Here is a 24,364-nt window from a genome sequence, read left to right on the forward strand (position 1 = left end):
TTAAGTAATGCGACAAAATTATTTTAAAATTGTTAACTTTGCTCTATGCGAGCAAAACGATATATTAAATTAGAGCCAAGTGAGGTCATCACAATGGAAGAAGGGTACAAAAATGCTACCCATCATCAATTCAAACAACGTTGTCATTGTCTATTGCTAAGTCATCAGGGGTATGATATGTATAGCCTAAAATCTATATTTCAAGTAAGCCACCCTACCATCACTAACTGGTTTGACAGTTGGGAAACGCATGGGATAGTAGGTTTACGCAATCAATTGGGTCAGGGTCGCAAACCTATTTTCAATGCAGCTGATGAATCATTGGTAAAAAGCAAAGTAAAATCAAGCCCTCAGACTCTGAAAAAAGTACGTCAAGAACTGAAAGAAGCATTACAGAAAGACTTCTCTCAAAGAACATTAGAGCGTTTTTTAAAAACACTTGTCGAGCCAGTTGGAAAAGAGCCAGAAAAAGTTTAAAGTCAAAGCAAAACACTTCTGAGTACGCATATAAAGAAGACTGCTTAAATGACTTACTCGAGCTCCACCAACAAAGTCATATTGACTTATTTTATGGTGATCAGGCTGGTTTTTCGCTCAATTGTGTCGTACCTTACTGCTGGCAATTTCCAGATGAACCCGTTTATATTCTGCCACAAAAAGGCAAGAATATCAATGTATTTGGGTTGATGAATGCTGATGGAAATGAACTTTACACTTTTGATGTAAAAGGTACTATTAATGCTGATTTTGTCATCAATTCAATAGAAATATTTATTGATAAAATTAGAAAACCAACAGTTTTAGTAATTGATAATGCCAGAATTCATCACGCCAAAGTTTTTCAAGAAAAGTTAGAATTGTGGCAAAACAAAGGGCTCTATATTTTCTATTTGCCTGCTTACAGTCCACATCTAAACAGAATCGAAAGGCTTTGGAGGCATACTAAATATTATTGGCTTAAGCCTAGTGATTATCAAGATTTGGAAACCCTCAAAAAAGCCCTTGACAAAATTTGGTCTAAATTTGGTTTTGACTATCAAATCGACTTTTCTAAAATTAAAATTTAAAATAATTTTGTCGTATTACTTAATAAGCAGACCAAAGTATTGCGTATATTATTGCCCGTTGGGCTGAATAAATAGTCAGCCCAACGAGGGCTCACTCCGGTTAATTATATGAGCCAATTACTTTTTCAGTAGTGCTAAGTGTATCTATTTTGTGATTCTTGATACTGATAATTGTAGTCTGAATAGCATTGTAAGTACCATTATGTTTCAAACTGGTAAATTGAAAATCTCTAAAGCCATCACCATTAAAATCAACTAATTGTATTTCTGGTGTTTCAATTTTGAATAGCTCCTTTAGATTTGATATTTTCAATTTTCTGTCAGCATTATCGTAAAGAGCCAAAAGATTGAAATCAAATGTACCTGGAATAAACTCCTTCATGTCATTATCGTAAAACAAAACTTTACTATTAGTGTACCCGGTAGGATAATGCCTTAATACCACTAAGAAAATAGTTTGAAAGTCAGCCTGTAAACGGATGGCACCTATGTAATAATTATCTTGTAAACTATCTAGAAAGTTAGCTGCTTTATAGTATTCCCGAACAGTATCTTCTATTCTGGATTCTATACCGTCATTTACCTGAAGTATTTTTTTCTGGTTCTGCCAATCAATATCCACCAGTTTTAATGGCAATTGAGCATTTATAATTCTGGAATGAAAACTGTTTTCTGGGGTCTGCACTTCACTGCAACCCGAAAAAATAGTCAATAGCAAAACACATTTAATTATCCGATACATTGGTTTTAAATGTTAACGATAAAGCAAAAATATTAAAAAGTTGGATGCGCAAAAACTAACCGTGCCATCGTTAGTAAAAGAGCACGGTTCATAAAGTGCAGAACTCATAACCCATTCAAGCAGGAGTAAAACCACCTACATCACTACTTTATACACCTTCCTGTAAATTTCGGTTTTAACGGCATTTACCTCAATAGCATCGGTGGCCATCAGGTAGAGATTGATACTATTTTTGGTGGCATCGTAGGCCGGTTGAATATAGTCAGGGTCTGCTATATAAAAACCGTTGCGCTCATAGAATTCAATGCGTTTTTTGGCAATGCTTCCCATAGCCGGGGGTTCGGTTTCTAAAACCAGCACTTTATATTGCTTCTTTAGTTCTTCCAACGCCCTTGCCCCTAACCCTGTACTGCGGAATATCTGATAAATTTCAAAAAACTCAACAAACAGAAAATTGCTCATAGGCCAGGTAACAAAATAGCCCATCGCATTCTCATTGGCATCAATCCCGAAAATACGGGTATGCTCATTGCAGAACAATTGATAAAACTGTTCTGCATTGCGCCGCTCATCAATCGGAAAAGTCTGGCAATATTGTTTATATATAAACTCCCATTCTTCTTTGGGTGCAATTTTTAAATCTCTGAAATACATAATGGTACGCTATCGTGGTTGAAAATGCTAATTTACACCTCTTTCTTTATAACCTTTAGGAATTGCCCCATAAAATTGAGATTTTATAGTATTAGTATTGCAATCTTCTAACGAAAGGTACCCCCATTTATCTCGTTTTAATATAAATTGCTCTCGATTAAAAGTCCCACTATATTCAGGAGAAAAATAAATCTGCGGGCCAATTCTTAATCGTATTTTCATGCTTTGTTTTTCATTACCCTCATATTTGGGTATTAAACCCAGAATAAATTCTCCGGGTCTCACTATCATACCAAAATAACCATTTCCACAAAAATCATGACCTCTATACTCTATTGGCTTAAATCCTCTACTGTCAGTGGTATCCATAGCTTCTTGTATTCCGAACATGTATCTGTCTTTGGCAATAAACAATTTGGCTCTGGAGGTTTCATTCACAATATATATCGGGAAATAATAATTACTCTCATGATAACCCATATGCTTATATTGGTTCTTATGTATGGAGGTTTTATAATCTACAAAAATCTGAAAACCATCAGTATTGAGCGTGTCGCCTGCTCTTATATGCGAGTATCCAATTATTTCGTCATTCAAGAATATTGTATCCCTTTCAGGATTTTCCGCTAATTTCAATGTATCGGTAAATTTGTACTTTCCTAAATAATTGAAATAGACATGCCTTAAAGTATATGCCTTTATAAACTCAACAGTATCTTTAGTTGGCTCCTGCACAACCACGGGAATATGAAAAACAGGTTTAGCGGTTTCGGTAGTCGGATGATTGGTTGTACAAGCTGCAAAAATTGCCAGTAAAGCAATAGTGAAGAGGCATAACAAAAAAAGAGTTTTTCTATGAAACATAATAAACAGGTAGCTTAGATTAGTCAGCAATAAAGAATTGTACGTATATATAACGAGTGCAGGAGGTTTTCTGTACAAATCTATACAGGTAAATTCTTCTATTTTCTATATGTACTCACATTTATCATTTTTCAAATCTGAAAATAACTCTATATTTGTTTTTCAACCTTTAACGATATTCAACCTGATGAACAAGCTATCCCTATTATTACTACTATTGGGCTTTGGTCTGCTACAAACCCATGCCCAGAATACCCTGACTCCCGAAGAAAAGAAAGCAGGCTGGCAATTGCTTTTTAATGGAAAAGACCTGAAAGGCTGGCACGCCTATGGCGGCAAAGAGCCGGGGACGGCCTGGATAATTGAGCAGGGAGCCATTAAACTGAATGTACCCGAGCGTGCCGGAAACAAAGCCAAAAACGGCGGTGATATTGTAACAGACGAAGAACTTAAAGGAGATTTTGAATTAAAAGTCGAATGGAAAGTGAGTAAATTTGCCAATAGTGGAATCTTCTTTTTTGTAAAAGAAGCCCCTCAATATACATTCATGCACAATACAGGGCTGGAATTGCAGGTAATAGACGACAAAATTTATGAGGGTGCTGCTGAAAATACCCACCGTGCCAGCGATTTCTTTGGAGTAGCCAATGCTCGCCTGCGTGAGAGCAATCCGCAAGGTGAATGGAATCAGATTCATATCATTGTCAAAAAAGGTAAACTTACTGTTACTCAGAATGGTTTTACGGTTCAGGAGCATGATTTGAATAGCCAGGACTGGAAAGATAAAATTGCCAAAAGCGGCTTGGCCAAAGCACCTATCGGCAAAGGCATCTATACCGGAAGAATCGGTTTGCAGGATTGGGGCAGCACCGTATGGTATAGAAATATCAGGGTTTTGAAATTGTAAGCCTATACTATGGCACGCTCGCAAGCACATGAGCGTGCCAGTTTCCTCACCGTGCCACTCACACCCTACTACCCTCAACTATTCTTCTTCCCGGCCTCAGCTATATCACGTTATCCTCATTATTTCAGCAATCAATACAGTTGAAAGAGTCTTTGAAAACTAAAATATACTTCACAAGTTTTCTTATGTTGTGGGTTTGATATAATTTTAACCCCGATTACATAAATTCTGATACTGACCATGCGAGACCGATTAATTCAAGGCAATATATTATTTGCACCCATAAAAAAAACAAAGATTCAATATAAAGGAAAAACGGTAACGGCGCACAAACTAACCATTGCTTCATCGATGGAAATGAATATCGACGAGGCCTGGCAAAGAGTAAAAACCAGTGCCCTGCTTGAATTCCTTTCGGAAGGAAAAGTTACCTTTAAGCCAACTGGTGGGCATTTTCCTGAGACATGGAAACAGGGAAGCACCATTACGACCCGTATGCTGATTAATGGCTTTTTTCCGTTTGGTGGACTCCACACGCTGTTCTTTGAGAAAATTGATGAGGAAAATAAAATTATTCAGACCCGAGAACACGATGCCTTCGCTAAAGTATGGGACCATACCATTGAGCTACAATACATCAACAAAGAGATACTGGTCTATCAGGACGAAATTATAATTTATGGCGGTATTCTTACCCCTATTCTATCATCGTGGGCAAGAATGTTTTTCAGACACCGCCATAGAAGATGGCAATTACTGGTCGATGAAAAATTTCAATCTGCCTGAACAGACTATTTACCGCTTCCGCCTATTTTCTTGCTTTCAGTCTTATTTCCCTGAGGCTTTACATCGGTTATTCTGAATTCAAAAAGGTATTCAAGTGTTTTACCCTGATGTAAAATAGGTAGATATAATGAAAAAGTGGTACCTCGTAAGGCTAAAATTTCTTCTTTCAATTTGGGCTTGTCATAGTCCCGGTTTGGAAATAAAGCCCTCGTTTTCCAGTCGCCTGCCACCGATACATAAGAACTATAAAATCCCTCCTGATAATAAATATTGCTGGTAGGTATCACCATATCGTCTAAAGAAGCTCCGGCAGGTACGGTTGTAGCAGGTTGGCTTGCGGCTTTTTCCATATATCTGATACCCGAATGCGTTACTTTTTCAGCCTTCCCTCCTAATACCATTGAGGCTTCGTCCCAGATAACTTTCATGGTTTCATTGGTTTTGTTTTTCACAACAAAATTCAGCCCGTTCAATTTTATGTCAAACGTAGCCTCAATTTTATCATCATTAAATAGCAAAGCCGTATTGGGGGTTGGTTTAACTAATTCGTACGTAAAATGATAGGTGTTACCCGTATAAGCATCAAACAACAGCGAATTAACAGATTTGCATGCGCCTAAAGCACACACCAACAATAAAAATAGAAAGGTCTTTTTCATAGAATTACTGAATGTTTTAAAAAAAAGCGTGATAAACTTCGTAAGTTGCACCTGTATTACCTGTGCTTGTTTTAGGTTCATCAATCGAACACAAATACAGGAATCTGGATAGAATATTTTTTTCATAAGACACTATAAATTTTCATTTTTATCATATTATTTGCAAATATGCAAATTAATTGATGATTATGCAAATATATTTATACTTTTATGACAGACTGGAACGAAAAAGCCAAGCGGCTCCTGAAATCAGAACTCGTGAAGCGGGGCATATCTAATGCCGATTTAGCATTACGGCTCAATGAAATGGGGATTGAAGAAACAAAAATAGGAATCGACAGTAAAATCAGTCGGGGAACATTCAGTGCGGGGTTTCTTTTGCAATGCCTGACAGCCATCGGCTGCCATAGAATAGAAATCGGAGAATTTGAAAGACCATTGATGATGGTAGCAGAGCCACAGGAAGGCTACGGGAAAAAGAAAGATAAATAGCTATTTCCGTAAAATAGCTATTCTTGTTTTACGCAATTGTCTTTCGGCTTTGCGGTGCAGTTTCTGGTTGTGCAACAGCCAGCCTCCTACTACTCCAATAAGGCTACCAATAAAAATATCAAGAAACCGGGCAGCAATCACCCGATTGGCATCTATCGCTGTTCCCCGGCTTAGCTCTATCAGAAACACCGTCATAGGCGTAATAAATATCACCGCCAGTGCATAGTGTCTTACCACCAGCACCTCAATAATAAATTGCAGCACAATAATGCTGATACAGATTTGCAGGGTGCTCAGGTTTAACTGCAACAAAAGCCACGAAAAACCCATACCTATAAACGTACCCACAATACGGTGGAAACTCCGCTGACCTACCTGCACCACATTGAGCCCTTGCATAATAGCCAGACACGAAACCGGAATCCAGTAAGGATTATCTAACCGGAAGATATGCCCTGTAAGCAAAGAAATGGCTATAAACAATCCGATAATTATCGATTCCGTGAGGTTGGTATAGTGGCGCTTTCTTATACCCGGGTCTTTCATTTTATCGGGGTACCGCCTCACAATATACAGACTATAACCCATCGCAAACACAAAACCACCCATTGTGCCTAAGGCGATTAGGCCAACCTTTGTCGGAATTGCCAGTAAATCAAAAGGCATACAACTGGCCATAGAGGCTATCATCACAAAAAAGAAATTACCGGGCGGCGACAGTCTGAAATAATTGGTAAGCCAGTTGACACTAAAAGCATAGATGCCTAACACAAGAGCCGACAGATAGGGATTAAAACTAAAGGCAATGCCCACAGCAAAACTCATAATAAACCCAAAGGCACACACCAGCAAAGTAAGCATCCGGTTTTCGAGACTTGTAGAGGGTAGATACAGTATAACCAGACCACCCATACAGGCCAGTGTGCCGAAATCGAGCCGCCCGAGGGAATACCCAACCAGTAAAGGCAAACCCGTACACACCGAAGCCAGCACAGGAATATGCCACAACCGCTCCGATTTTTTCAACTGAAAAAACTGTTTCGCCTCTCGCCGGATAATATCTTTTATTGATGCTAACATAGAACAAAGATAGCAGGTAGCTGAGAATACGCCTATTGATATGAAACATTTATACCCATCAATCCTCAATAACTCCTATACCATGAGTTGCCCGATAGACAGCTTTTTCACTTCTTCTATTTTTTTATTGTTGACATGAATATAACTCAAATCCAGAGCATCCATATCAAAAGCATTTTTAGTAAATGGGTGCCTTACTAACCAATGTTTAGCCATAGCTAAATTATGTTCGTTTACGGCAGTGATAAAAACACCTGAAGCATTTTTGCATGAAAACGCTGAATCAGGAGCAAATATACCATCACTACTGGTTTTAAAGTCCTGATTCAGATTTTCTATATTTGCCATACGTCTGTAATTGCCAAACAAAGCATTGTAAACATCTTCTGTTGAAGTTTTTTTATAGCTTAAAGAATTAATGCAGATAAGAAAGGGTTTATCAAGGTTGCCATATCTGTATGCTTTCTCAATGATACTTTTTTTTAATTGCTCTTCGCATCCACCCAAAAAGACAATCGGTGGTTCACTGATACACGTATGAATAAGTTGAGTTTCAACTGTCAACAGAGAAAATACGATTTTCACATCATTGTCTTCATAGATTTGCCTTTCTATGGTTTCGGTATCTTCCGGCTCTTGCTGCGTATATTCATGGATAGCCTGCTGAAAAAAGGTTTTGATTTTGTTTAACCTGGGCTGATTGGTTGACAGAAAATAAAGCTCTTCTATACAAATTCCAATATAAGCTGAGTCTATTTCGTTCAGTTTATCATAAATCGAACTTTGTTTAGCTATTACTACCTTCTCGTAAAAGTCGTCATACGCTATTTTTGCCTCTATATAAAATGCTATCTCTCCTTTTTTGGCTAAAAAATCGGGTTTCCTGGTAGAATCCGGAATATCCGGGTGAACCGTTAGCGTAAAGCCTTGCCGGTAAAATAATTCGTGTATAAATAACTCAAAAAACGCAGGCTCGAATCGGGTTTGTAAATCCCGTTTTAATTGTTTCTTATCACTATCAGGATATCTGCTAAACCAATCTTCTAACCGATTCCTTACTGCAACAAATTCTTCCCTTGCCGTATCGTTATAGAAATCATAACTATTGTGCTGATGCTTTGCAAAATCTATGTTATGCCGCTCTTTTTCATCGAATAGTTTTTGCATAATCAAATCACTAACCCTGTTAGATAATCTCTTGTATGAATGATAACCTCAGGTAAAGATAGAAGATTACTTGGGCATGCCATAAGAATTTATCTTTAGAGCATGTTTAAAAATTATGATTCGACCTGCAAAGCTCATCTTTTTCAGCTATACTGCGTTGCATTTTTTCGATGTAGCTGCCGGCTACATCTGCAAAATGCGCCTTGTCTATCTGAAAAATCTGCACTTTTCGGTCAGAATAACAAAATTTAAACATGCTCTTAATCACTCAAATATACTTAGCTTTGTAGCCCATTAAATATAAAACCATGACAACGCAACAGGTAGATAATATTCTTGAAAAATTAGGCGACACCGCTTTATTAGATAATTTTACAGCCGTTTTGCACGAAGGCGATTTGCTGCATATACTTTACCCAACCTTTACTCTATTACATTATGAAACGCTGATAGAGTTCTGCGCAGAAGAAGAATTGTTTTTCTACTCAGCCAACAACAAAGGTTCTTTTCAATTAACGCTACTGAACGACCCTGTTTATGATGGGGAGTGATTGGCTAAGTGTTTATCCGTAAAGGAGTTATTAGTCAATCTAATTGTTTGGCTAAATGTCCATTTAGTCAGTGTGTCAGCCGTTCTTAGAACGGCATAAAATATGGTTATAAATACGACTGACAGTGCGACTGAAATAATGTTAAGCCGAACTGGGGAAGTGTATTTGTATGTTGATAAAGTCGAGGACCAATATACTAAAGCCGATATTTTGTTGGTGAAATATAGAGAAGATGGGATTATAATTGATAATGTGATTTTATTAGAAACTAAAATCAGTGGTTCTACAGAATTTACACCACGACAAAAGCAATCCTACCGGATAATCGAGAATGGAGTTGGAAAAGTTGGGGTTTTTGAGTTGAAAAGTCCAAGGTCTGAAACTAAATTATTAAATGGCGTGATTTTCACTGACAACAATGGAAAACAGTTAGATGCATCAACTATTAGTATTAGTAAAACCAAAGCATTTAAAATAAGTGATACAGGATTAAAGAATGGGACTTTGAATAAAAGTAATATAGATACAAGCCATTATCGTAATTTTATAGCACCAGATAACAAATAAAAGTATGGCATATTTTGGAAAAACCATCATAAAAAAGTGGGCACTGAACGAATTACAGCCCTTTTTAAAACAGTATGGATTTAAGAAGGTAAATCAATTTGACAATACTCTTTTTCACAAGATAGAAAATGATTTAATATGCAGTATTGCAATTTCTGCTGGAACAGGGCAGTCTTTTTCTGTGGGTGGAGCTTCAATATGTTTTTTTAAGGTTGAGGAAACTCTTCTTAATGTATTAAACTTTAACCCTGAAGTAAATTCCTTACATTTTATAAGAACTTTAACAATTGGAATTAATACGAATCAATATGGAATTTTGGCAAAAGGAGTAGATAGTCAGAACGATGTTAGTGAAGTCTGCAACAGTTTTAAATTTGCCTTTAATGACTATTACCTGAACGCTTTTGAGCGATATAGCAATCCAAAAAATGTATTGGATTTGTGGGATAGTTTAGATGATAAAGGTCGGTCAAATCATTTTTCTAGTCCATATAAAAATATAAAAATCATAATAATCTCAAAAATATGCAATGATGAGAATTATAAAACTAGATGCCAAGAAGCTATAGATTTTTATACTATGCATTATAACAATGGTATTGAGAGTGCTAAGGAATTAATAAATGTTTGTCAAAAAGTCATGAAATATTTGGAAAAAAACAAAGTGTAAATGAAACCATAAACTCTCAAATCATAATCCAAAATACTCTAAGTTTAGAAAACTCTATAATATAAGGATGGTTACGAAGTACAGTTGTTGGTAGATTAAGCCCAAAATCAATATACTAAAGACGATATTTTATTCATAAAATTTAATACTCTCGTTTGGCTAAATGTTATCCGTAACGGAATTATTAGTCAGTATATTAGCTGTTCTTAGAACGGCACTAAATGCCATTTAAAAACAACTGACACTACAACTGGAATTTCACCCTAAACCTAAACCCCAACCCAATCAATCACTACCTGAAGCTCGTCTTGTGTGCGAAATTCAGGAAATTCTTTTTCACGAATAATACCTTCTGCCATCGCAGTTTCTATATATTTTCTTGCCTGCTCATAACCGGGAACATGCAGTCGCATTATCATTTCTATGACTTCATTTTTGGGCAGTAAATCTCCGTGCATCAGTTCCAACAGGTTTACCAGACCATCGGCTCCCAAATAATAATCTACTGCCGAATTAGCCACAAATGCATTTTCTTCACGGATAGTTTTTTCTTCGTCATAATAACATCCATGAGAAGTAGCCAACGGGCTGGCAGATTTATGATGTACCAAGCGCAAGCCATAGCCCTCAAGACTATCTGCTTTAGAAAGCCATTCTATCCAGCCATCTTTTATACGTTTTATAGGTTGACCACATGTATCGCATGTCCAGTTTTCTGTTTTCATCTTATTTTTGTTTAATATGTTTAGTTAAAAAAGCAGGCTCTCGACTGCTCACCCCCCACTCAACCCCTTAAAATATTCCATCATTTCTTTTGCATTCTGGTTGGTTAGTTTTTTGGCGGTTTTTAAATCTTTGGGTTTGTTTCTGGTTGAATGGTCCTGGTAATGATACTGCGGTGCGTCGGCTAACATCCGTTGTACAATGCCCCACGGAATACCCCATTGCAGATACGCATACGACCAATGAAAATGACTGCAAATGGCTCCTCTTGACCCAAACGGGCTGTTTAGTCCGCTGGTGTGGCTGTCTCTATCCGATGAGGAGCTGTCGTCCTTGTGGCGGACATCAATCTGATAGAGCTGATAAAATCCCCTAAATTATTGATTTGATTGATGTAAATGGCTAATTGCACGAGCTTTGAGGGCTGTATGCGCCATAAAAAATAGTTGGCTATCAACGGGGCAAAAAGCCTGATTTTCCATCTGGAATTCAGCACCGCTATGGCCACAGCCAAAGCACATTTCTTTGCCGATTCAGCGGTAATGCGTTTGGCTTCTGCGAGTGCATTTTCTGTGAGCATAGACTCATCAAATTCAATGCTCAGAAAAACCCGGCTCAACACATCAAGCGTACCTAAATAAGGTTGTTGAATCGTAAAAATGCGATGCTTCCGTTTAGAAAAATGCCGTAATAGACTCCGTTTCGGCAATGTAAAGCGTATCCCCTTATTAATCAGCACATCGGCTTCGTGCTGTTCAGCTTTATGGGGGTCAAAATCAAAATTTTCAAACATAGTAGAAAGGGTTATAAAGAGAGGGTGTGAAAAGTTGAGGAGTGGGAAAGAGTATTTGATGCATATTTCTCCTCACCCTCTAAATCTCCCTCTCCTGCAGGAGAGGGAGACTTTTAGCCCCTCTCCCTCGGGAGAGGGGTTGGGGTGAGGAAAAAATTCCAAATATCATTTAGCACAAAAAACTTTTCAACCCCCTCAATGAAATCAACAAAAAACTATCTCAAACTCATTACGCTACCAACGATAAAGTCATAGATGGTGCATTGTTGGCAGGTTGCAAAACAAGAATGGTTACTTCAACCTTTAAGGTATCTGAGCGACCAAACTGCCCTGTAAATTTTGCCGAAATTCTTGCTCTTGGAATAGCAAAGATAAGACCCTCTTTAGGCGTAATTTTCACCGATTTTTCGATGGCAACTGCCGAAACCGGATAAGTCCAGGTATCATCTTCTTCATCATATTCACCCCCGAAAACAGCTTCACACTGCGCCAGGTCAGGAGCGGCTAACTGGAAAGAAATGGTTGTTTGCCCTTGCTTGATTGCCGTATGGATAGGCCCTTCTTTTTCTTCGACAAAAAACTCGGTTATTTCGGGGTCTGACGTTTCAATCGTACAGCTACCTTCTGCCGTATTACCAATAACGGCCAGCGTTGTGCCCATTGCGTCATTAACACCTTTATTGCCTACTTCTATTTTTGCTAAACCAATTGTGATTAAATCTGCCATTTTGTTTTTAAAATTTTAATTTGTGTTACTTAGTCTGAATTCAATTCTGAAATGGAGCCTTGTCTGCTTGATGTCAGGCTCGTCATAATCTCCCTGTCTCGATGTCCAGAGTGAGTAGTAGCTCCCATAGGCTTCGTGCAGCACTTCTCCGGCAACAGCCAGTACTTCGGCTACACGTGCGGTGTCTTTAATGGTCTGCATTTTTCCGCCGATGTTCTGATAAATCTTAGGGATATATACATTCACATTGGCTACACCTGCCTGTAGTGTTCCCTCGCTGATGGCGGTACTGCTGATAACTATATCTTCGTTGGTTGAATCCAAAGGGCGTTCGCCTTTATAGATGCCGCCTCTGATAAAAGTTTTCAGCACCGACTGATTGATGAGGTTGTACAGAATGCTGTCCTGGTCGGCTGTTGTTTTCATTTTTACTGATACAATTTTATGATTGGGTAAGCCTTTCTAACAGCTTTGGCAATTGCTGCCCGACATACATTTCAGCACTTGTCAGCACATCCTGCGAGCGAGATTCTGCCTCCACGGCATACGCTGAACCTGAAACCACTATCAAAGCATAGCCTTTGGAATACTGAGCAGCCAGCGATTCAGCCAGTTTTTCTCCTGCCAGTGCCTCATTGGTTGTTGCCTGTTGCCCGCTGTCAGAGCTATTGGCTGCATGCTCTTCAACGGGCTTGTCAGCACTCCGGTCAAACTCCCGGGCTACTATCACACCATCGGCTACAATCACATAACCAACCGACTGCGCCAGTTTGCCAGAGGCATCAATGGTGTCTGCATTGGCACGGGCTATTCGCACACTTTCCTCACCCGACTTTTTCATCGATTGAAGTATTTCCGTACGGAGATTTCGCAGGCTCGCATCCAACACCTTTTTGATGTCGGCCTGTGCAAAGGCAGATTTCAAAGCCATATTCTTGTATGAAAGCGGTCTTTTGTGGCATAAATTACTTCTCCCTCAACCCTCAATGTACCGTCACTTTCCAATACCCTGATGCGTGTTCCGGCTTGCAAAGGCAAAGTTCCTGCCGGGCATTGAATCAGGTGAGTGGCCTGTAAATAAGAGCCATCCTCTTTGCTAAACTTCTGCTGTCTGCCATTTTCATTCCGGCATGCACCAATGGCTACCCAAGTAGAAGAATTGGACTGAAAATTTCCGTTTTCGTCCTGCGTGGCAAGACCCACATTGAGCCTTTCTACAATGTATGGATATTGGATTGACATTACCAGAGATATGATTTGTTTCTGACCTTGGGTTGTTGTACTGTCAGCTTGTTTTCAAGCCCTAAATTATGGCACAGCAAAGCGTAATAATCCAATATTCCCTCCTTGTCATAACTGATACCAAAGCCTCCTTCAGTAATAGAAGACACTACCAGTAATTCGGGAATATATTCATACAAAGCCCGCTCAATTTTATCTACACTATCAACTATATACGTCTCATCAGAACCAATCCCGTTTTTCAGAAACAAGGCTGCTAATTCGTTGTCGTCAATAGTTACCCCAAACTTCCCGAGCTTACTTTTTATGTAGTCTGCTATTAACATTTTAACATCTGTTTAATTACGAATGGTGAATTAGTGAATAATTAGATTCTATCTATGGAGAATTTTCAAAGAGCATCTTGCTGATGCCTTAGAGGAATAGTTTCCATATTCGCTAATTCACCCGCACGGCGTCCACATTCACTAATTCACCATTCGCTAATTCACCATTCCCTTATTTAGTCCACGTAGCATTCAAGCCATCAACCAGCCATTTGGCGCTTGCGCTGTTTATTACCGGAAAAGCATTGGCAATGCCCAGACAGGTTTCTACCAATGGCTCTTCGGTAGCAAAGCGTTTGATAAGCACGTGCTCACGCTTTACTTTCAGCGCATTTGAGCTTTCTACATCTTCATCGGCCAGACGGGTGTGCGCAGTATTCCCCAATGTTGGCGTTTCAGAGAATAGCAAAACGCCCGCCTCCCACGGATTTACCTGTGTGCGTACCCCTTTGATTTCGATTTCGATAAAACTCTCTACCAACCCGATTACCGGTAAACCCTGTGCTTTCAAAGCCATGTTCAGCGTTGATAGTAACGATACCTGTGTAGGCGCAGGGGTTTGTGTAGCCCACGGAGCCACAAAAGCAATGGTTTCTGCCGATACTAAAATGGCATCAATCATATCCTGGTCTGTAAAGATATAGTTCAGTTTTTTGCCTTTGTTTTTGGCTGCCTTTACCACGTCTTTAATTTTGGTGATAGGCTTCGATGTTTCGGCATTGTCAACAGTAATGTTTACCGTTACCCCCGATTTATTGGCACCGGGTACCAGAAAATCAACATTGGCTTCGGTTACCACACCCTCATTGTTGGTATTGGTCAGCATCACCTTTCCTGTAGAAGCGGCTCTTAGTGCCAGCCATTCGAGACGAGCGTTTACGCCATTGAATACAAATAGCTGATCTTCCCAAATCCAGTTCAGCAGTTCTTTTTTGGCGGCATCGTCGGCATAGCGTTTAAGCGTATTGTACTCATTCATCTGCGACTCGGTTTTTTCACGTGCCACTCCGATTTTAGGAATACTGCCACTTAATTTAGAAACCACCTCACGTCTTTTACGTGGCGCACGAGAATCCCACGAAATCACATCACCTGCCACAGGTACCCCAAACTCTCCCTCTAACGATTCCCATTTGAGAGAGGTAACGAATTTAAGCGGAAAAAGCGTCGGAAAATAAAAATCACTCAGGGCATATTCATTGGCAACTGCCTGCATATCCTTCTCGCTCAATCCGTTTATCAATGATTTTATCATGAATTGAATAAAATTTGAATGAAAAAATTAAACTCTTACACCCACAATACTTGTGGTAAAGCTGCTTTTAACTGCGCAGTGGTAACAGGTACATTGGCTTCAATCAGCGTGGCTCGCAACCAGGCATCCACCACATTGGTTTCACCCGATTTAAGTTCCATGCTATGGCCTGTAACAGCCAGCGGGGTTACTTTAAAAGCAGAAGTATTGGAAGCAGCCTCTGCCGCCGCCTGAAAAATACCTGCATACTGGGCAATAGCTACACCCAAGGTCGTACCCACCGAAATAGTGTCGTAATTGGCATTGCTTGTATTAATAGCCGTAATGGCATAGGCTTTGGCACCCGTGAGGGCAGCAATAAAATCACCTGTTTTAAATCCGTGGCCTTTGAGTACCAGATAATCGGTAGCACTATTGGTAGCGGCCGTATGGAGTTTGGCAGTTTTCAGCACATGATACAAACCATTGCCATCTTTGCCGATAACCGAACCTGCCGGAATAACGGCTCCGTCAGTAAAATCGGCTACTGCTACTGTTACTCCTCCGGTTATGTCTTCTAACTTGGTAGCGAACGCAACTTTCTCAGCCGCTGCATCGCTCTCTCGAAAATTTTGCATAATTGAGATTGAATAATTAAGAATTAAAAATCTGCTTGCCCATGCCCGTATTCGTCGGCTTATGTTCTGCCTTTTCGCCAAAAACAGGTTTACCCATAGTGGCACCCCTACCCTCGCTTTCGGCTTTTCTGGCGTCAATATAAGCCTGTGTATCTAACGAAATACCGTTTTTACCGGATTTACCGGGCATTGGCGGTGGAATTTTACCCGACCCTTGCTCGCCGAATAATGGTCTGACCTCTTCCAACCCTGTTTCTAATTCAGTTTTGTAAGTCTCAAACTCGCTTTCGTCGCTGAAACTCATTCGGGCAAAATCACGTAGTTTCATTTGTCTGAACGACTCCGGCGTATCTTTCAACAGCGCTTCAAGTATCTCCCTTCTCGACTCAGTCGTCTTGCCGCTCTCCAGCGCATTCACTTTCGCCATTAATGCGCTGTTCGATTCAATCAAGCCCTGTGCCCAGGCGGGTACATCATCATTTTCAGTCAGGCTTTCTTTTACAGTTTCGTTGCTTGTTTTACCCGATTTTTGTCTGGCAATGGCATCAGTTACCCGCTTGTCGGCATCGCCCTGAAAAGCCTTTAGCAAAGGCTCGACCCCGCTCATGGCGTTGTCGATTTCGCTTTCATCAGTTACCGTAGTTTCCAGCAGGGTAGCAACTGCATCAAAAGCCCTTTCGCCGAACCCTAAGTGCTTATACTTAGTTTTCAGCAGTGGTAGAATTTTTCCCTTTAAGGTCATAAAGTGTGGATTTTGTAAATGAGTCTGTTTGGTTTAACAAAGATAAAAACAAAAAATTCATACTTATATTATAAGCATTTATAATTTTCATTACATTTGTTACTCATTACATGAACAAGGATTTCCCCCAACTGTGGCACGAAGCTCCAGCTTCGTCGCACAACCACACAACCCAACATGAAACACAAAAAAGACGTCGTTTACCAACTGACTTTCCTGCGCTCACAGCACACCGAATATTACCGCCAGCTCAAAAGCATTTATGCCTACCACACCCGCAACGAAATCGGCTGTAAAGTAGGCCATTTATACGATTCTAAAATTGAATACAACAAACCCTTTCTGAATAAACGGGTGAAGATTGAGGTGATAGACATAAGGTGATATGTGTAGGGCGGTCTCATAAGGAAATCTCACAAAAATGGTACACCGTTGCGCTATTATTTGGGACAAAAAACTTATGAGATAACCCTAAAGCCAAAAGATTGTAAAAAATACCAATCCACTGACAACCCTACGGCTTCGACAAAAACCTCGTAACACAATTAAAAGTAGAACCGGGTTCTGCATAGAAGTAGCCACAGGTAGTAATCCCGGTAGGGTGATTAACAGTAACTTTATGACCGCTTTTAACAATCACATTATCGTCGTCAGTGGGTACTCTGCCACAATTCCATGTTGTGTAAGCGTGCCAGTTGCCCGAAGTAATACTGGTACAGGTAGGCATTGGCGTAAAACTATACGCATGCGAAGCAAAATTGATTGCTATTTTACCGAGATTGGTATATCTATATATCTCATTACTATTCTGTTGTACAGGCGAGGTAAAGGCCGTACCGATATTTACATTGGGTCGGGTTCTGAAAGGCGATTTTGCATTATTGGGGTCGCAGCAGGCAAATTTAAACTCTCCCCAACCCGTGGCTTCATGCCCGTCAATGGCGGCACCATACCAGGCATAAAAGAATCGGGCAGCCTCATAATTGTTGGCCTGTAAGGTGTCACTGGTGGTGATAGAAAGCACCTTAAAATTCAGGCTCTGCTGATAATTTCTGAGTTTATCTGCCTTGGTTTTCCAGAAGTTCAGATTGGTTTCATATTCCCATTTGATAATCAGGTAGCTTTCACTCAGGTAAAAATCTCCTGCATTCAATACTGTTGCCTGTCCATTAGGATTATAAGTAGGAACCACCGCACTACCAAAAACGTCATCAGGATTCCACCCATTCGCAATTACTTTCAGACTTCGGCTATGCACATAGTTTACAGCATCATTCTGGCGTTGACGGCTCACCTGAAAATCGTAACCAAAATCATCAAAAAAAATACCTTGTACACCCATCGCTTTCCAGGCATCTACTCTTTGCTGAATCTGGTTCATCGGGAAGTTTTTGCCGGGAGATTTAACCCCTAAATCTATGTACCCAAATACTTTTGTCGATGAACCTGCCATTTTACTGATTATACTGATGGTATTATTATGGTCTGGGTGTGAAGCCAGTTCAAGGTCAGCCCCTAATACGACATAATCATATTGCTTCAAATCATTCGCTACTTTATCCAGGTCATACCCATTGGTCGGGTAATTCAGACTTGATGGATAGCTATAATAAATCAGTAATTTTTTAGGAGTGATTTGTCCTAATGATGGTATAGTGAATAAAATACCGGATAAGATTTGTAGTAAAAGTTTCATAAGTGAATCAGACATAGTTTTCAGGAAATCTTCATACATAGACATAACAAAACTTTAAGCAAAAGTTATTAAAAGATGCCATTTTTTTATTTCCCGGCTTATTACACCCTTTTTTATAAAGAAAACCACTACTCAAACAGCCCAATTAAATCAAAGTCTTTTTATACATTCCAGCTAACTCTATTCGTTTATACAAAAGCGTTGTCTTGAAGCTGATGGCCCCATTTCATAAAAAACCTTTTTATGCCTGCAACCTTTTCCATTCGTCTGCTTACTGTACTTATGTTTTTTCGCAGCCTTGCTATTGCGCAAAATCCTGTTGATAGTGTGGCATTAGCCAGAATCAGAACAGTTGCCGAAACCCACCAAATCACAGACATCATCACTCATCTGGCCGACCTTAATGGCCCCCGCTTGTTAGGTACTAAAAACTATTATGAGTCTGCCCGATGGGCCAGGCAGCAATTAGCTGGTTATGGAACCGATACTGCCTATTTCGAATCTTTCGACCAGCAATACCGGGGTTGGCAAATTGAATCTTTCAATGTAGAAATGACTTCACCTGCTTATATGTCTATCATGGCGTACCCACTGGCTTATACAAAAAGTACCCAAGGAGTAGTAAATGGAGAAGCTATTTTACTGAATCATGCTGATAGTCTGATAAAGCTGAAAGGAAAACTAAAAGGCAAGGTTGTATTATTAGGACAAGATTACCATCCGTTTAATGCTTCCCAACAGATTTTATCTGAAAGATTATCGAAAGAAATGTTGCAACAGGCAGCCGACAATCCTGACCCTAACGACCTGCTAATCGGGTACCATAGCCGACGCTCAACCAATCAGGCTATCCAGAGTCAGGAGGCAAGGAGAAAAGAATTACAGGCATTTTTTGAGTTCTGTGAAAAAGAGGGTGTATTAGCGCTGATAGAACCCAGCGACTATCCTTATGGCATTTTACATGCCGACGGCAACCATCATGTACCCTCTTACAGAAAGGTGAATGACATTAAACCTATTCCCTCGTTTGTGATAGCCAACGAACATTTCGGCAGAATGGTAAGGCTCATAAAAGCCGGAAAGAAACCCCTGTTAAGGCTCAACCTGCAAACCACATTTAATTATAATCCTGCATACAATGTCAATATAATCGCCGAAATCAAAGGAAAAGATGCTTTATTGAAACATCAGCAGGTTATTATCGGAGCACATTTAGACTCATGGCATGGAGGCACAGGTGCGGTTGATAATGCCGCGGGCTGCGCCGTTATGATGGAAGCCATCCATTTATTGAAATCTGCCGGATTAGCACCTCGCCGAACCATACGAATTGCGCTCTGGGGTGGTGAAGAACAGGTATTTGCAGGTTCGAGGGGTTATATAAACCAACATGTAGGAAAATTAACTGACGGAAGCCCTCAAAAGGACTTCACTTCTATCTCAGCCTATTTCAATCTCGATAATGGTACAGGTAAAATACGGGGTATTTATGCACAAGGCAATATCGCCGCAAAATCAATCTTTGAGCAAATACTGACACCTTTTGACAAAGCAGGGAATAGCACGGTAACGATTCAGAATGCCAATCAGACCGACCATGAGTTATTTGATGCCCTCAACATTCCGGCATTTCAGTTCATACAAGACCCGCTCAATTATATTTCGGCGGTGCATCATACAACAATGGATGTAGCCGAATACGTGAATAGCAACGACCTGAAAGAAAGCGCCATTCTCGTTGCTTATCTCATCTATCAGGTAGCTATGCAGGATAGCCTTTTGCCCCGACGTGAACACATCAGTATTCTGCCCAGTTTAGAGGGAAACACCACCTTTTTTCTGAAAGGTTTTGCAAACGCTGGAGCCGTATCTATTGTAAGTGATTTCAATAACTGGAATATGTTTGGCACCCCACTTGCCAGAGTAAATGGTGGCTGGCAATGCAAATTAAACCTGAAACCCGGCCGATACCTCTACAAATACATCATTGACGGCGACTGGACAGCAGACCCGGCCACGCCTGCCAATCAACTCCTGAGAGACGGCAAAGGTCATGCAGGGTTGACGGAAATAATCGTGAGGTGATGATAAATACTTATCTCATTTCCTCATTTATTTCTTGGAATTTTAAACTAAATCCCTAACTTTCTTAAAATTCATTACGATAGTCCCCTTCTGTATTTTTCTTTCACTACTAAAATACTATCGTCATGAAAAAAGTACTCATTTTTGTATGCTTATATCTAAGCATCTGCCTCTGCTCTTTTGCCCAGAACACCACACAACGTAAACTTACACTTACGGCAGGCTATGGGTTGGTTACCGTTCCACAGATGGTCGAAGGCCTGAGTGATATTTTAGGTACAGCCATTACAGGCGGCACAATCCGCTACGATGATGCTACTTTTAGCGGAGCACTGATTGCCGGAATCAAATTCTCGACACAAAATAAATGGAAGTATGGGGTTGATGTAGTGTATGAGAAATTCACCAAAAAAGTCTATAACAATTCAAGCGGCCAGTATTTAGGCGATAGCGAAGGAAAATACTGGAGTATTATTCCAAGAGTGGATTACTACTGGCTCAATAATCCGGTATTCAGGCTTTATTCAGGTATAGGCGCAGGAGCCTCTTTTGCTTCGCAGAAATATGAAAACAATAGCGACAGCCGTGTAGTATTTGCCTTTAATGTGGCTCCTATCGGCTTTGAGTTAGGCAATGCTATTGCCCTTTTCGGAGAAACCTCTTTCGGCTACAACGGCATCCTGAACGCCGGAATTCGGCTGAGGCTGTAGCATAGTCAGTTACTTATTTTATCAGAGAGACGTGCCAAAATACACGTCTCTCTGAGTTTAAATAGAATATCTCGAAAAATTTATGTTTGCCAATTAAACTAACCAGAAAAAAATTAATAGCGTTTATTTATGCAAAAGGTATTAAATTGGAAGTTTCATGACTTTTAAATAAATGTTATTTAAACAAAATCTAAGACTATTCAGAGTGAATTCATGAAACAGTTACATTCAATTTCTGAAATTATCAGGGTTTTCCCTACTGGCGATAAACCAGTTCTTGTTATTTGTAATGATTTGAATGAATGGGTTTGTAAATATCGGGATGCTCAAAAATTAGCGAATGAATTAGTAGCTTCTGAATTTGCCAAAATTTGGGGAATAAAAATGCCGCAAACTGCCTTGGTAAAAATCAGCCAATCACACATTCCTGTTGGGAAATTTCCCAACTTAAATTATCAGCTTTTTCAAAAAGAATGTTTTGGGACAATCTATTTAGCAGATTCTAAAGAAATCGATAAGGCTACCTTACCCATGTTTAAAGAAAAAGGTTTTGCAAATAGAATAAAAGACAGAGAAGATTTTCTAAAAATCGCTCTATTCGATATTTGGTTGGCCAATGAGGACCGAAACCATAATAATTTTAATCTACTGATTCATTCAAATGCTTTTTATGCAATTGATCACACCCATATTTTTAACACTAATTCTTGGGAGAATGGAATGTCACAACTAACAGAAGAAGATTCAATTATCAAAACTAACTTAGCAGAAATCTTATTTAAGAAATCAGGCAATTTAAGAGCAGCAGTTGATATTCTATCTGATAAATTTTATCTTTACTGTCAGGAATGCGAGAATAGAATTGATGAAATAGGCAATTTATTACCAGAATCGTGGTTGATTAATAGAGAGGAATATAAAAGAAAAATGAGATCCACTATCTTTTCTAATGATTGGAAAAGAAATTGTGAAGATAATTTCAAAACATTAATAAATATCTTTTTAGAAAAATGAAAGCTTTTTTTTCAATCATATATATATCGGTTAATAATTTGAGTGATGAAAAAATCAGCATTGGGCTGATTATGTCTGATAATGAACAGCTTTTCTTTAAGTATTCAAAAACCAAGCTGGCTACCTTGAAAAACCTATTTGGGAATGAAAAAAAAGCCTTCATCAAAACTTATCTGAAAGCCTTAGAAAAAGATATTAGTTCGGATAGTTCAGTCAAAGAAAACTGGATAAATAATTCTTATATCAGTTACTTGTCTGACTATTCAAATAATGTAATTCAGTTTTCACCACCTAAAAATATAGATATAGAATTACATATAGACAATTTTAAGGTTTTCTTTGAGAAATTTATTTTCAAATATGAAGAATCTTCTGACATAACCCCTATACCAAATATTTTTGATAAAGTAAGGAAAGATTTATATCCTAAAATTGAGGAAAAAGTAAATATTGATAAAATAGTTACTCCAACAGAATTAGAAAATCTGATTACACCAATAGAGGTTAATTTTATTGGCGCAAATGGCGTTCCGGTTACCGGACAAATATTTGATTTTGAGAAAAAACAATACTTTTTAGAAAATGATATAAGCAGATATATTTCATTAATCAAAGCATTGGATATAAAATTCCGGAAAGAAGGGAAATACTTTGTCATAGGAAAAGAACCCAAAATAGTTGAAAATCACTCACTATGGAGTCAAATTAAAAATGCTGACTTTTTAGAATTTGTAGATGTTACAGAAACTAAAATTATTGAAGAATATATAGATAAAAGTGGCGTTACACCTTTGTACTAATCAAATCAGTCTTAACGTTCAATAAAAACATATGAAAGGTGAACAGAAAATCAATACCTTTAGAGCCAATATTAAATGCCTCACTAAACTTAAAAGTAAAATTTTGAAACACAACAAGTAATATATTTCAGTTGTGCACATCCTAACAAAAGGTATCCCTTTCACCAAATCTGCTTTAAAATCTTTACTCTCTCCCTGTTTTTACTATACATTTCCTACCTCGCTACACTTGTCTCTATCAATCGCATGACCTCTGCGCCTTCGTAGCCACTGTCAGGGTTTGGGCCTTTGTCTAAAAAGTACCTGACAACGGCTTCAATCATGGGCTGTTGTACGTGCATCAACGGGTCAAAGGTAAGCGTCTCTGTTTTTCCCTCTCTCTCAACTGTAATACTATCGGTACTGAAAACCGTAAAACTTATTTTGCCTTTCGTGCCTTGTATTTCGCAATAATCAGCCGCCTGCCCTGCATTAAAGCACCACGTACCATTAAATACTACGCCGCTTTTAAACAAGATATTGGCTACCACCATATCGTCAGCCGCATAAAAGCCGCCCTGATTGGAAGCCAGGCCATTTACTTTGGCTACATCACCAAAAAAATAATACATCAGGTCAAGCTGGTGCGGCGAAAGGTCATGAAACAAACCACCTCCGGCTGTGGCAGGGTCAATGCGCCAGGCTGTTTTAGGGTCTGCCATTTCTTCAGCAGTCAAAGGGATTTTGGCTAATTCAAGTCTTACGAGTCTCACCTCTCCTATTGCCTTTTCGGCAAGCAATTGTTTTACTTTTTTAAATCGCTGTTGCTCTCGTCTGTAATGGGCTACTACCAGTTTACTATTGGCGGCGGTAGCGGCTTCTGCCATGCGGTAAGCAGCACCATAATCTCCGGCCATTGGTTTCTCCACATACACAGGTTTTCCGGCTTTAATGGCCGCAAGGGTATATGCTTCATGTGTTGATGGAGGCGTGGCTACATAAATGGCATTAATTTCGGGGTCATTGATGAGTTCGTAAGCATCGGTGTACCATTTAGGCACCTGATGCCTGCGGGCATAGTCTTCTGCTTTGGCGGCATCACGGCGCATCACAGCAATTAATGCTGATTGTGGTACTTTATTAAAAGCGGGGCCGCTTTTGAGTTCGGTTACATCACCGCAACCAATAATTCCCCAGTTTATTTTTTCCATGCTGAATAGATAGGTTTTGAAGCAGGGCAAATATAAACAATATATTTTGCTATTCTTCTTTACCAACCAATCCCTCTACTCGGTTCAGTATATTTTATAAAATGACCCGGAATTAATCTCATAACTTGCCGTCCATTTGTGGACGAAAACTGTCCATTTCTGGACAAGTTTAAATAAACTAAAAATCAAAAACCGGCCTTCCTGATGCCTTGAAGGGCGTTTTTATAATTTGGCATCT

34 protein-coding genes are annotated in these 24,364 nt (G+C 39.3%); 14 read left to right on the plus strand and 20 right to left on the minus strand.

Annotation, left to right across the window (positions count from 1 at the left end; genetic code table 11):
* Positions 1–45 precede the first annotated feature (45 nt).
* Both EWM59_RS28455 and EWM59_RS19955 read left to right on the plus strand, forming a co-directional pair.
* Positions 46–477: a helix-turn-helix domain-containing protein gene (locus EWM59_RS28455; RefSeq protein ID WP_130021386.1), complete on the plus strand. Its 432-nt coding sequence runs from the start codon at positions 46–48 to the stop codon at positions 475–477.
* Positions 417–1,067: an IS630 family transposase gene (locus tag EWM59_RS19955; protein ID WP_229239289.1), complete on the plus strand. Its 651-nt coding sequence runs from the start codon at positions 417–419 to the stop codon at positions 1,065–1,067. Before EWM59_RS28455 ends, EWM59_RS19955 begins: the two co-directional genes overlap by 61 nt.
* Positions 1,068–1,167: 100 nt before the next feature.
* Here EWM59_RS19955 and EWM59_RS19960 read toward each other — a convergent pair whose 3' ends face one another.
* From EWM59_RS19960 to EWM59_RS19970, 3 genes are all read right to left on the minus strand, one after another.
* Entirely contained in the window at positions 1,168–1,809 is a 642-nt protein-coding gene (locus tag EWM59_RS19960; RefSeq protein ID WP_130023017.1) for a hypothetical protein, read from the minus strand.
* 135 nt (positions 1,810–1,944) lie between these two features.
* Entirely contained in the window at positions 1,945–2,463 is a 519-nt protein-coding gene (locus EWM59_RS19965) for a GNAT family N-acetyltransferase (protein ID WP_130023018.1), read from the minus strand.
* Between the two features lie 27 nt (positions 2,464–2,490).
* Positions 2,491–3,327, minus strand: coding sequence for a hypothetical protein (locus EWM59_RS19970; protein ID WP_130023019.1), 837 nt, complete (start codon positions 3,325–3,327; stop codon positions 2,491–2,493).
* A gap of 187 nt (positions 3,328–3,514) precedes the next feature.
* Here EWM59_RS19970 and EWM59_RS19975 point away from each other — a divergent pair, with 187 nt between their 5' ends.
* The 3 genes from EWM59_RS19975 to EWM59_RS19980 all read left to right on the plus strand — a co-directional run bounded on the left by EWM59_RS19975 (position 3,515) and on the right by EWM59_RS19980 (position 5,020).
* A complete protein-coding gene (locus EWM59_RS19975) occupies positions 3,515–4,234 on the plus strand; it encodes a 3-keto-disaccharide hydrolase (RefSeq protein WP_130023020.1) in 720 nt (239 codons plus the stop codon).
* A 9-nt stretch (positions 4,235–4,243) separates the two neighbouring features.
* Entirely contained in the window at positions 4,244–4,378 is a 135-nt protein-coding gene (locus EWM59_RS28600) for a hypothetical protein (protein ID WP_262709291.1), read from the plus strand.
* Between the two features lie 96 nt (positions 4,379–4,474).
* Positions 4,475–5,020 (plus strand): hypothetical protein, encoded by a 546-nt coding sequence (locus EWM59_RS19980; RefSeq protein WP_207220034.1) that lies wholly within the window; start codon positions 4,475–4,477, stop codon positions 5,018–5,020.
* 5 nt (positions 5,021–5,025) lie between these two features.
* Here EWM59_RS19980 and EWM59_RS19985 read toward each other — a convergent pair whose 3' ends face one another.
* Positions 5,026–5,679, minus strand: coding sequence for a hypothetical protein (locus EWM59_RS19985; RefSeq protein ID WP_130023021.1), 654 nt, complete (start codon positions 5,677–5,679; stop codon positions 5,026–5,028).
* A gap of 210 nt (positions 5,680–5,889) precedes the next feature.
* On the opposite strand from EWM59_RS19985, the gene EWM59_RS19990 reads away from it, so the two are divergent.
* On the plus strand, positions 5,890–6,171 hold the full coding sequence (locus EWM59_RS19990) for a DUF6471 domain-containing protein (RefSeq protein WP_207220035.1): 282 nt from the start codon (positions 5,890–5,892) through the stop codon (positions 6,169–6,171).
* On the opposite strand, the gene EWM59_RS19995 is transcribed toward EWM59_RS19990, so the two are convergent.
* From EWM59_RS19995 to EWM59_RS27730, 3 genes are all read right to left on the minus strand, one after another.
* Entirely contained in the window at positions 6,172–7,251 is a 1,080-nt protein-coding gene (locus tag EWM59_RS19995) for an FUSC family protein (RefSeq protein ID WP_130023022.1), read from the minus strand.
* 75 nt (positions 7,252–7,326) lie between these two features.
* Entirely contained in the window at positions 7,327–8,418 is a 1,092-nt protein-coding gene (locus EWM59_RS20000) for a PDDEXK family nuclease (protein WP_130023023.1), read from the minus strand.
* Positions 8,419–8,524: 106 nt separating this feature from the next.
* On the minus strand, positions 8,525–8,674 hold the full coding sequence (locus EWM59_RS27730) for a hypothetical protein (protein WP_165372239.1): 150 nt from the start codon (positions 8,672–8,674) through the stop codon (positions 8,525–8,527).
* Between the two features lie 52 nt (positions 8,675–8,726).
* Between EWM59_RS27730 and EWM59_RS20005 the strand changes: the two genes are divergently transcribed.
* From EWM59_RS20005 to EWM59_RS20015, 3 genes are all read left to right on the plus strand, one after another.
* Complete coding sequence (locus tag EWM59_RS20005) at positions 8,727–8,969, plus strand: hypothetical protein (protein ID WP_130023024.1); 243 nt, start codon at positions 8,727–8,729, stop codon at positions 8,967–8,969.
* Between the two features lie 102 nt (positions 8,970–9,071).
* Positions 9,072–9,536 (plus strand): hypothetical protein, encoded by a 465-nt coding sequence (locus EWM59_RS20010; protein WP_130023025.1) that lies wholly within the window; start codon positions 9,072–9,074, stop codon positions 9,534–9,536.
* A 4-nt stretch (positions 9,537–9,540) separates the two neighbouring features.
* Entirely contained in the window at positions 9,541–10,206 is a 666-nt protein-coding gene (locus EWM59_RS20015; RefSeq protein WP_130023026.1) for a hypothetical protein, read from the plus strand.
* Positions 10,207–10,475: 269 nt separating this feature from the next.
* On the opposite strand, the gene EWM59_RS20020 is transcribed toward EWM59_RS20015, so the two are convergent.
* The 11 genes from EWM59_RS20020 to EWM59_RS20065 all read right to left on the minus strand — a co-directional run bounded on the left by EWM59_RS20020 (position 10,476) and on the right by EWM59_RS20065 (position 16,631).
* Positions 10,476–10,931 (minus strand): hypothetical protein, encoded by a 456-nt coding sequence (locus tag EWM59_RS20020; protein ID WP_130023027.1) that lies wholly within the window; start codon positions 10,929–10,931, stop codon positions 10,476–10,478.
* 48 nt (positions 10,932–10,979) lie between these two features.
* On the minus strand, positions 10,980–11,120 hold the full coding sequence (locus EWM59_RS27735; RefSeq protein ID WP_165372240.1) for a hypothetical protein: 141 nt from the start codon (positions 11,118–11,120) through the stop codon (positions 10,980–10,982).
* A 95-nt stretch (positions 11,121–11,215) separates the two neighbouring features.
* On the minus strand, positions 11,216–11,722 hold the full coding sequence (locus EWM59_RS20025) for a hypothetical protein (protein WP_130023028.1): 507 nt from the start codon (positions 11,720–11,722) through the stop codon (positions 11,216–11,218).
* A gap of 229 nt (positions 11,723–11,951) precedes the next feature.
* Complete coding sequence (locus tag EWM59_RS20030; RefSeq protein ID WP_130023029.1) at positions 11,952–12,449, minus strand: hypothetical protein; 498 nt, start codon at positions 12,447–12,449, stop codon at positions 11,952–11,954.
* A 15-nt stretch (positions 12,450–12,464) separates the two neighbouring features.
* Positions 12,465–12,875, minus strand: coding sequence for a hypothetical protein (locus EWM59_RS20035; RefSeq protein ID WP_130023030.1), 411 nt, complete (start codon positions 12,873–12,875; stop codon positions 12,465–12,467).
* 16 nt (positions 12,876–12,891) lie between these two features.
* A complete protein-coding gene (locus EWM59_RS20040) occupies positions 12,892–13,380 on the minus strand; it encodes a hypothetical protein (protein ID WP_130023031.1) in 489 nt (162 codons plus the stop codon).
* Positions 13,371–13,691, minus strand: a complete 321-nt coding sequence (locus EWM59_RS20045; RefSeq protein WP_130023032.1) for a hypothetical protein — start codon at positions 13,689–13,691, stop codon at positions 13,371–13,373. The genes EWM59_RS20040 and EWM59_RS20045 overlap by 10 nt, the downstream gene beginning before the upstream one ends.
* Positions 13,691–14,017, minus strand: a complete 327-nt coding sequence (locus EWM59_RS20050) for a DUF6706 family protein (RefSeq protein ID WP_130023033.1) — start codon at positions 14,015–14,017, stop codon at positions 13,691–13,693. Before EWM59_RS20050 ends, EWM59_RS20045 begins: the two co-directional genes overlap by 1 nt.
* A 172-nt stretch (positions 14,018–14,189) precedes the next feature.
* A complete protein-coding gene (locus tag EWM59_RS20055) occupies positions 14,190–15,272 on the minus strand; it encodes a major capsid protein (RefSeq protein WP_130023034.1) in 1,083 nt (360 codons plus the stop codon).
* A 35-nt stretch (positions 15,273–15,307) separates the two neighbouring features.
* Entirely contained in the window at positions 15,308–15,889 is a 582-nt protein-coding gene (locus EWM59_RS20060) for a hypothetical protein (protein WP_130023035.1), read from the minus strand.
* Between the two features lie 16 nt (positions 15,890–15,905).
* Positions 15,906–16,631 (minus strand): hypothetical protein, encoded by a 726-nt coding sequence (locus EWM59_RS20065; RefSeq protein WP_130023036.1) that lies wholly within the window; start codon positions 16,629–16,631, stop codon positions 15,906–15,908.
* A gap of 177 nt (positions 16,632–16,808) precedes the next feature.
* Between EWM59_RS20065 and EWM59_RS20070 the strand changes: the two genes are divergently transcribed.
* Complete coding sequence (locus tag EWM59_RS20070; protein WP_130023037.1) at positions 16,809–17,015, plus strand: hypothetical protein; 207 nt, start codon at positions 16,809–16,811, stop codon at positions 17,013–17,015.
* Positions 17,016–17,145: 130 nt separating this feature from the next.
* Here the strand turns inward: EWM59_RS20070 and EWM59_RS20075 are convergent, their stop codons facing one another.
* A complete protein-coding gene (locus EWM59_RS20075; RefSeq protein ID WP_130023038.1) occupies positions 17,146–18,327 on the minus strand; it encodes a hypothetical protein in 1,182 nt (393 codons plus the stop codon).
* A gap of 243 nt (positions 18,328–18,570) precedes the next feature.
* On the opposite strand from EWM59_RS20075, the gene EWM59_RS20080 reads away from it, so the two are divergent.
* From EWM59_RS20080 to EWM59_RS20095, 4 genes are all read left to right on the plus strand, one after another.
* Positions 18,571–20,412 (plus strand): M20/M25/M40 family metallo-hydrolase, encoded by a 1,842-nt coding sequence (locus EWM59_RS20080; RefSeq protein ID WP_130023039.1) that lies wholly within the window; start codon positions 18,571–18,573, stop codon positions 20,410–20,412.
* Between the two features lie 125 nt (positions 20,413–20,537).
* On the plus strand, positions 20,538–21,122 hold the full coding sequence (locus tag EWM59_RS20085; protein ID WP_130023040.1) for a hypothetical protein: 585 nt from the start codon (positions 20,538–20,540) through the stop codon (positions 21,120–21,122).
* 213 nt (positions 21,123–21,335) lie between these two features.
* The gene (locus EWM59_RS20090; RefSeq protein ID WP_130023041.1) at positions 21,336–22,136 is read left to right on the plus strand and encodes a HipA family kinase; all 801 of its coding nucleotides are present in this window, start codon (positions 21,336–21,338) and stop codon (positions 22,134–22,136) included.
* Positions 22,133–22,936, plus strand: coding sequence for a hypothetical protein (locus EWM59_RS20095; protein ID WP_130023042.1), 804 nt, complete (start codon positions 22,133–22,135; stop codon positions 22,934–22,936). Before EWM59_RS20090 ends, EWM59_RS20095 begins: the two co-directional genes overlap by 4 nt.
* Positions 22,937–23,151: 215 nt before the next feature.
* Here EWM59_RS20095 and EWM59_RS20100 read toward each other — a convergent pair whose 3' ends face one another.
* Entirely contained in the window at positions 23,152–24,126 is a 975-nt protein-coding gene (locus EWM59_RS20100) for a Gfo/Idh/MocA family protein (protein WP_130023043.1), read from the minus strand.
* Positions 24,127–24,364: the final 238 nt, after the last annotated feature.

It is taken from the genome of Emticicia agri (assembly GCF_004168285.1).
In the GTDB taxonomy this organism is placed as follows: domain Bacteria; phylum Bacteroidota; class Bacteroidia; order Cytophagales; family Spirosomataceae; genus Emticicia; species Emticicia agri.

Excerpts from the sequence above, each read along its gene's own strand:
- EWM59_RS28455 (WP_130021386.1), top strand. The coding sequence starts at position 46 with ATGCGAGCAAAACGATATATTAAATTAGAGCCAAGTGAGGTCATCACA.
- EWM59_RS19960 (WP_130023017.1), bottom strand. The coding sequence starts at position 1,809 with ATGTATCGGATAATTAAATGTGTTTTGCTATTGACTATTTTTTCGGGT.
- EWM59_RS19965 (WP_130023018.1), bottom strand. The coding sequence starts at position 2,463 with ATGTATTTCAGAGATTTAAAAATTGCACCCAAAGAAGAATGGGAGTTT.
- EWM59_RS19970 (WP_130023019.1), bottom strand. The coding sequence starts at position 3,327 with ATGTTTCATAGAAAAACTCTTTTTTTGTTATGCCTCTTCACTATTGCT.
- EWM59_RS19975 (WP_130023020.1), top strand. The coding sequence starts at position 3,515 with ATGAACAAGCTATCCCTATTATTACTACTATTGGGCTTTGGTCTGCTA.
- EWM59_RS28600 (WP_262709291.1), top strand. The coding sequence starts at position 4,244 with ATGGCACGCTCGCAAGCACATGAGCGTGCCAGTTTCCTCACCGTGCCA.
- EWM59_RS19980 (WP_207220034.1), top strand. The coding sequence starts at position 4,475 with ATGCGAGACCGATTAATTCAAGGCAATATATTATTTGCACCCATAAAA.
- EWM59_RS19985 (WP_130023021.1), bottom strand. The coding sequence starts at position 5,679 with ATGAAAAAGACCTTTCTATTTTTATTGTTGGTGTGTGCTTTAGGCGCA.
- EWM59_RS19990 (WP_207220035.1), top strand. The coding sequence starts at position 5,890 with ATGACAGACTGGAACGAAAAAGCCAAGCGGCTCCTGAAATCAGAACTC.
- EWM59_RS19995 (WP_130023022.1), bottom strand. The coding sequence starts at position 7,251 with ATGTTAGCATCAATAAAAGATATTATCCGGCGAGAGGCGAAACAGTTT.
- EWM59_RS20000 (WP_130023023.1), bottom strand. The coding sequence starts at position 8,418 with ATGCAAAAACTATTCGATGAAAAAGAGCGGCATAACATAGATTTTGCA.
- EWM59_RS27730 (WP_165372239.1), bottom strand. The coding sequence starts at position 8,674 with ATGTTTAAATTTTGTTATTCTGACCGAAAAGTGCAGATTTTTCAGATA.
- EWM59_RS20005 (WP_130023024.1), top strand. The coding sequence starts at position 8,727 with ATGACAACGCAACAGGTAGATAATATTCTTGAAAAATTAGGCGACACC.
- EWM59_RS20010 (WP_130023025.1), top strand. The coding sequence starts at position 9,072 with ATGGTTATAAATACGACTGACAGTGCGACTGAAATAATGTTAAGCCGA.
- EWM59_RS20015 (WP_130023026.1), top strand. The coding sequence starts at position 9,541 with ATGGCATATTTTGGAAAAACCATCATAAAAAAGTGGGCACTGAACGAA.
- EWM59_RS20020 (WP_130023027.1), bottom strand. The coding sequence starts at position 10,931 with ATGAAAACAGAAAACTGGACATGCGATACATGTGGTCAACCTATAAAA.
- EWM59_RS27735 (WP_165372240.1), bottom strand. The coding sequence starts at position 11,120 with ATGTTAGCCGACGCACCGCAGTATCATTACCAGGACCATTCAACCAGA.
- EWM59_RS20025 (WP_130023028.1), bottom strand. The coding sequence starts at position 11,722 with ATGTTTGAAAATTTTGATTTTGACCCCCATAAAGCTGAACAGCACGAA.
- EWM59_RS20030 (WP_130023029.1), bottom strand. The coding sequence starts at position 12,449 with ATGGCAGATTTAATCACAATTGGTTTAGCAAAAATAGAAGTAGGCAAT.
- EWM59_RS20035 (WP_130023030.1), bottom strand. The coding sequence starts at position 12,875 with ATGAAAACAACAGCCGACCAGGACAGCATTCTGTACAACCTCATCAAT.
- EWM59_RS20040 (WP_130023031.1), bottom strand. The coding sequence starts at position 13,380 with ATGGCTTTGAAATCTGCCTTTGCACAGGCCGACATCAAAAAGGTGTTG.
- EWM59_RS20045 (WP_130023032.1), bottom strand. The coding sequence starts at position 13,691 with ATGTCAATCCAATATCCATACATTGTAGAAAGGCTCAATGTGGGTCTT.
- EWM59_RS20050 (WP_130023033.1), bottom strand. The coding sequence starts at position 14,017 with ATGTTAATAGCAGACTACATAAAAAGTAAGCTCGGGAAGTTTGGGGTA.
- EWM59_RS20055 (WP_130023034.1), bottom strand. The coding sequence starts at position 15,272 with ATGATAAAATCATTGATAAACGGATTGAGCGAGAAGGATATGCAGGCA.
- EWM59_RS20060 (WP_130023035.1), bottom strand. The coding sequence starts at position 15,889 with ATGCAAAATTTTCGAGAGAGCGATGCAGCGGCTGAGAAAGTTGCGTTC.
- EWM59_RS20065 (WP_130023036.1), bottom strand. The coding sequence starts at position 16,631 with ATGACCTTAAAGGGAAAAATTCTACCACTGCTGAAAACTAAGTATAAG.
- EWM59_RS20070 (WP_130023037.1), top strand. The coding sequence starts at position 16,809 with ATGAAACACAAAAAAGACGTCGTTTACCAACTGACTTTCCTGCGCTCA.
- EWM59_RS20075 (WP_130023038.1), bottom strand. The coding sequence starts at position 18,327 with ATGAAACTTTTACTACAAATCTTATCCGGTATTTTATTCACTATACCA.
- EWM59_RS20080 (WP_130023039.1), top strand. The coding sequence starts at position 18,571 with ATGCCTGCAACCTTTTCCATTCGTCTGCTTACTGTACTTATGTTTTTT.
- EWM59_RS20085 (WP_130023040.1), top strand. The coding sequence starts at position 20,538 with ATGAAAAAAGTACTCATTTTTGTATGCTTATATCTAAGCATCTGCCTC.
- EWM59_RS20090 (WP_130023041.1), top strand. The coding sequence starts at position 21,336 with ATGAAACAGTTACATTCAATTTCTGAAATTATCAGGGTTTTCCCTACT.
- EWM59_RS20095 (WP_130023042.1), top strand. The coding sequence starts at position 22,133 with ATGAAAGCTTTTTTTTCAATCATATATATATCGGTTAATAATTTGAGT.
- EWM59_RS20100 (WP_130023043.1), bottom strand. The coding sequence starts at position 24,126 with ATGGAAAAAATAAACTGGGGAATTATTGGTTGCGGTGATGTAACCGAA.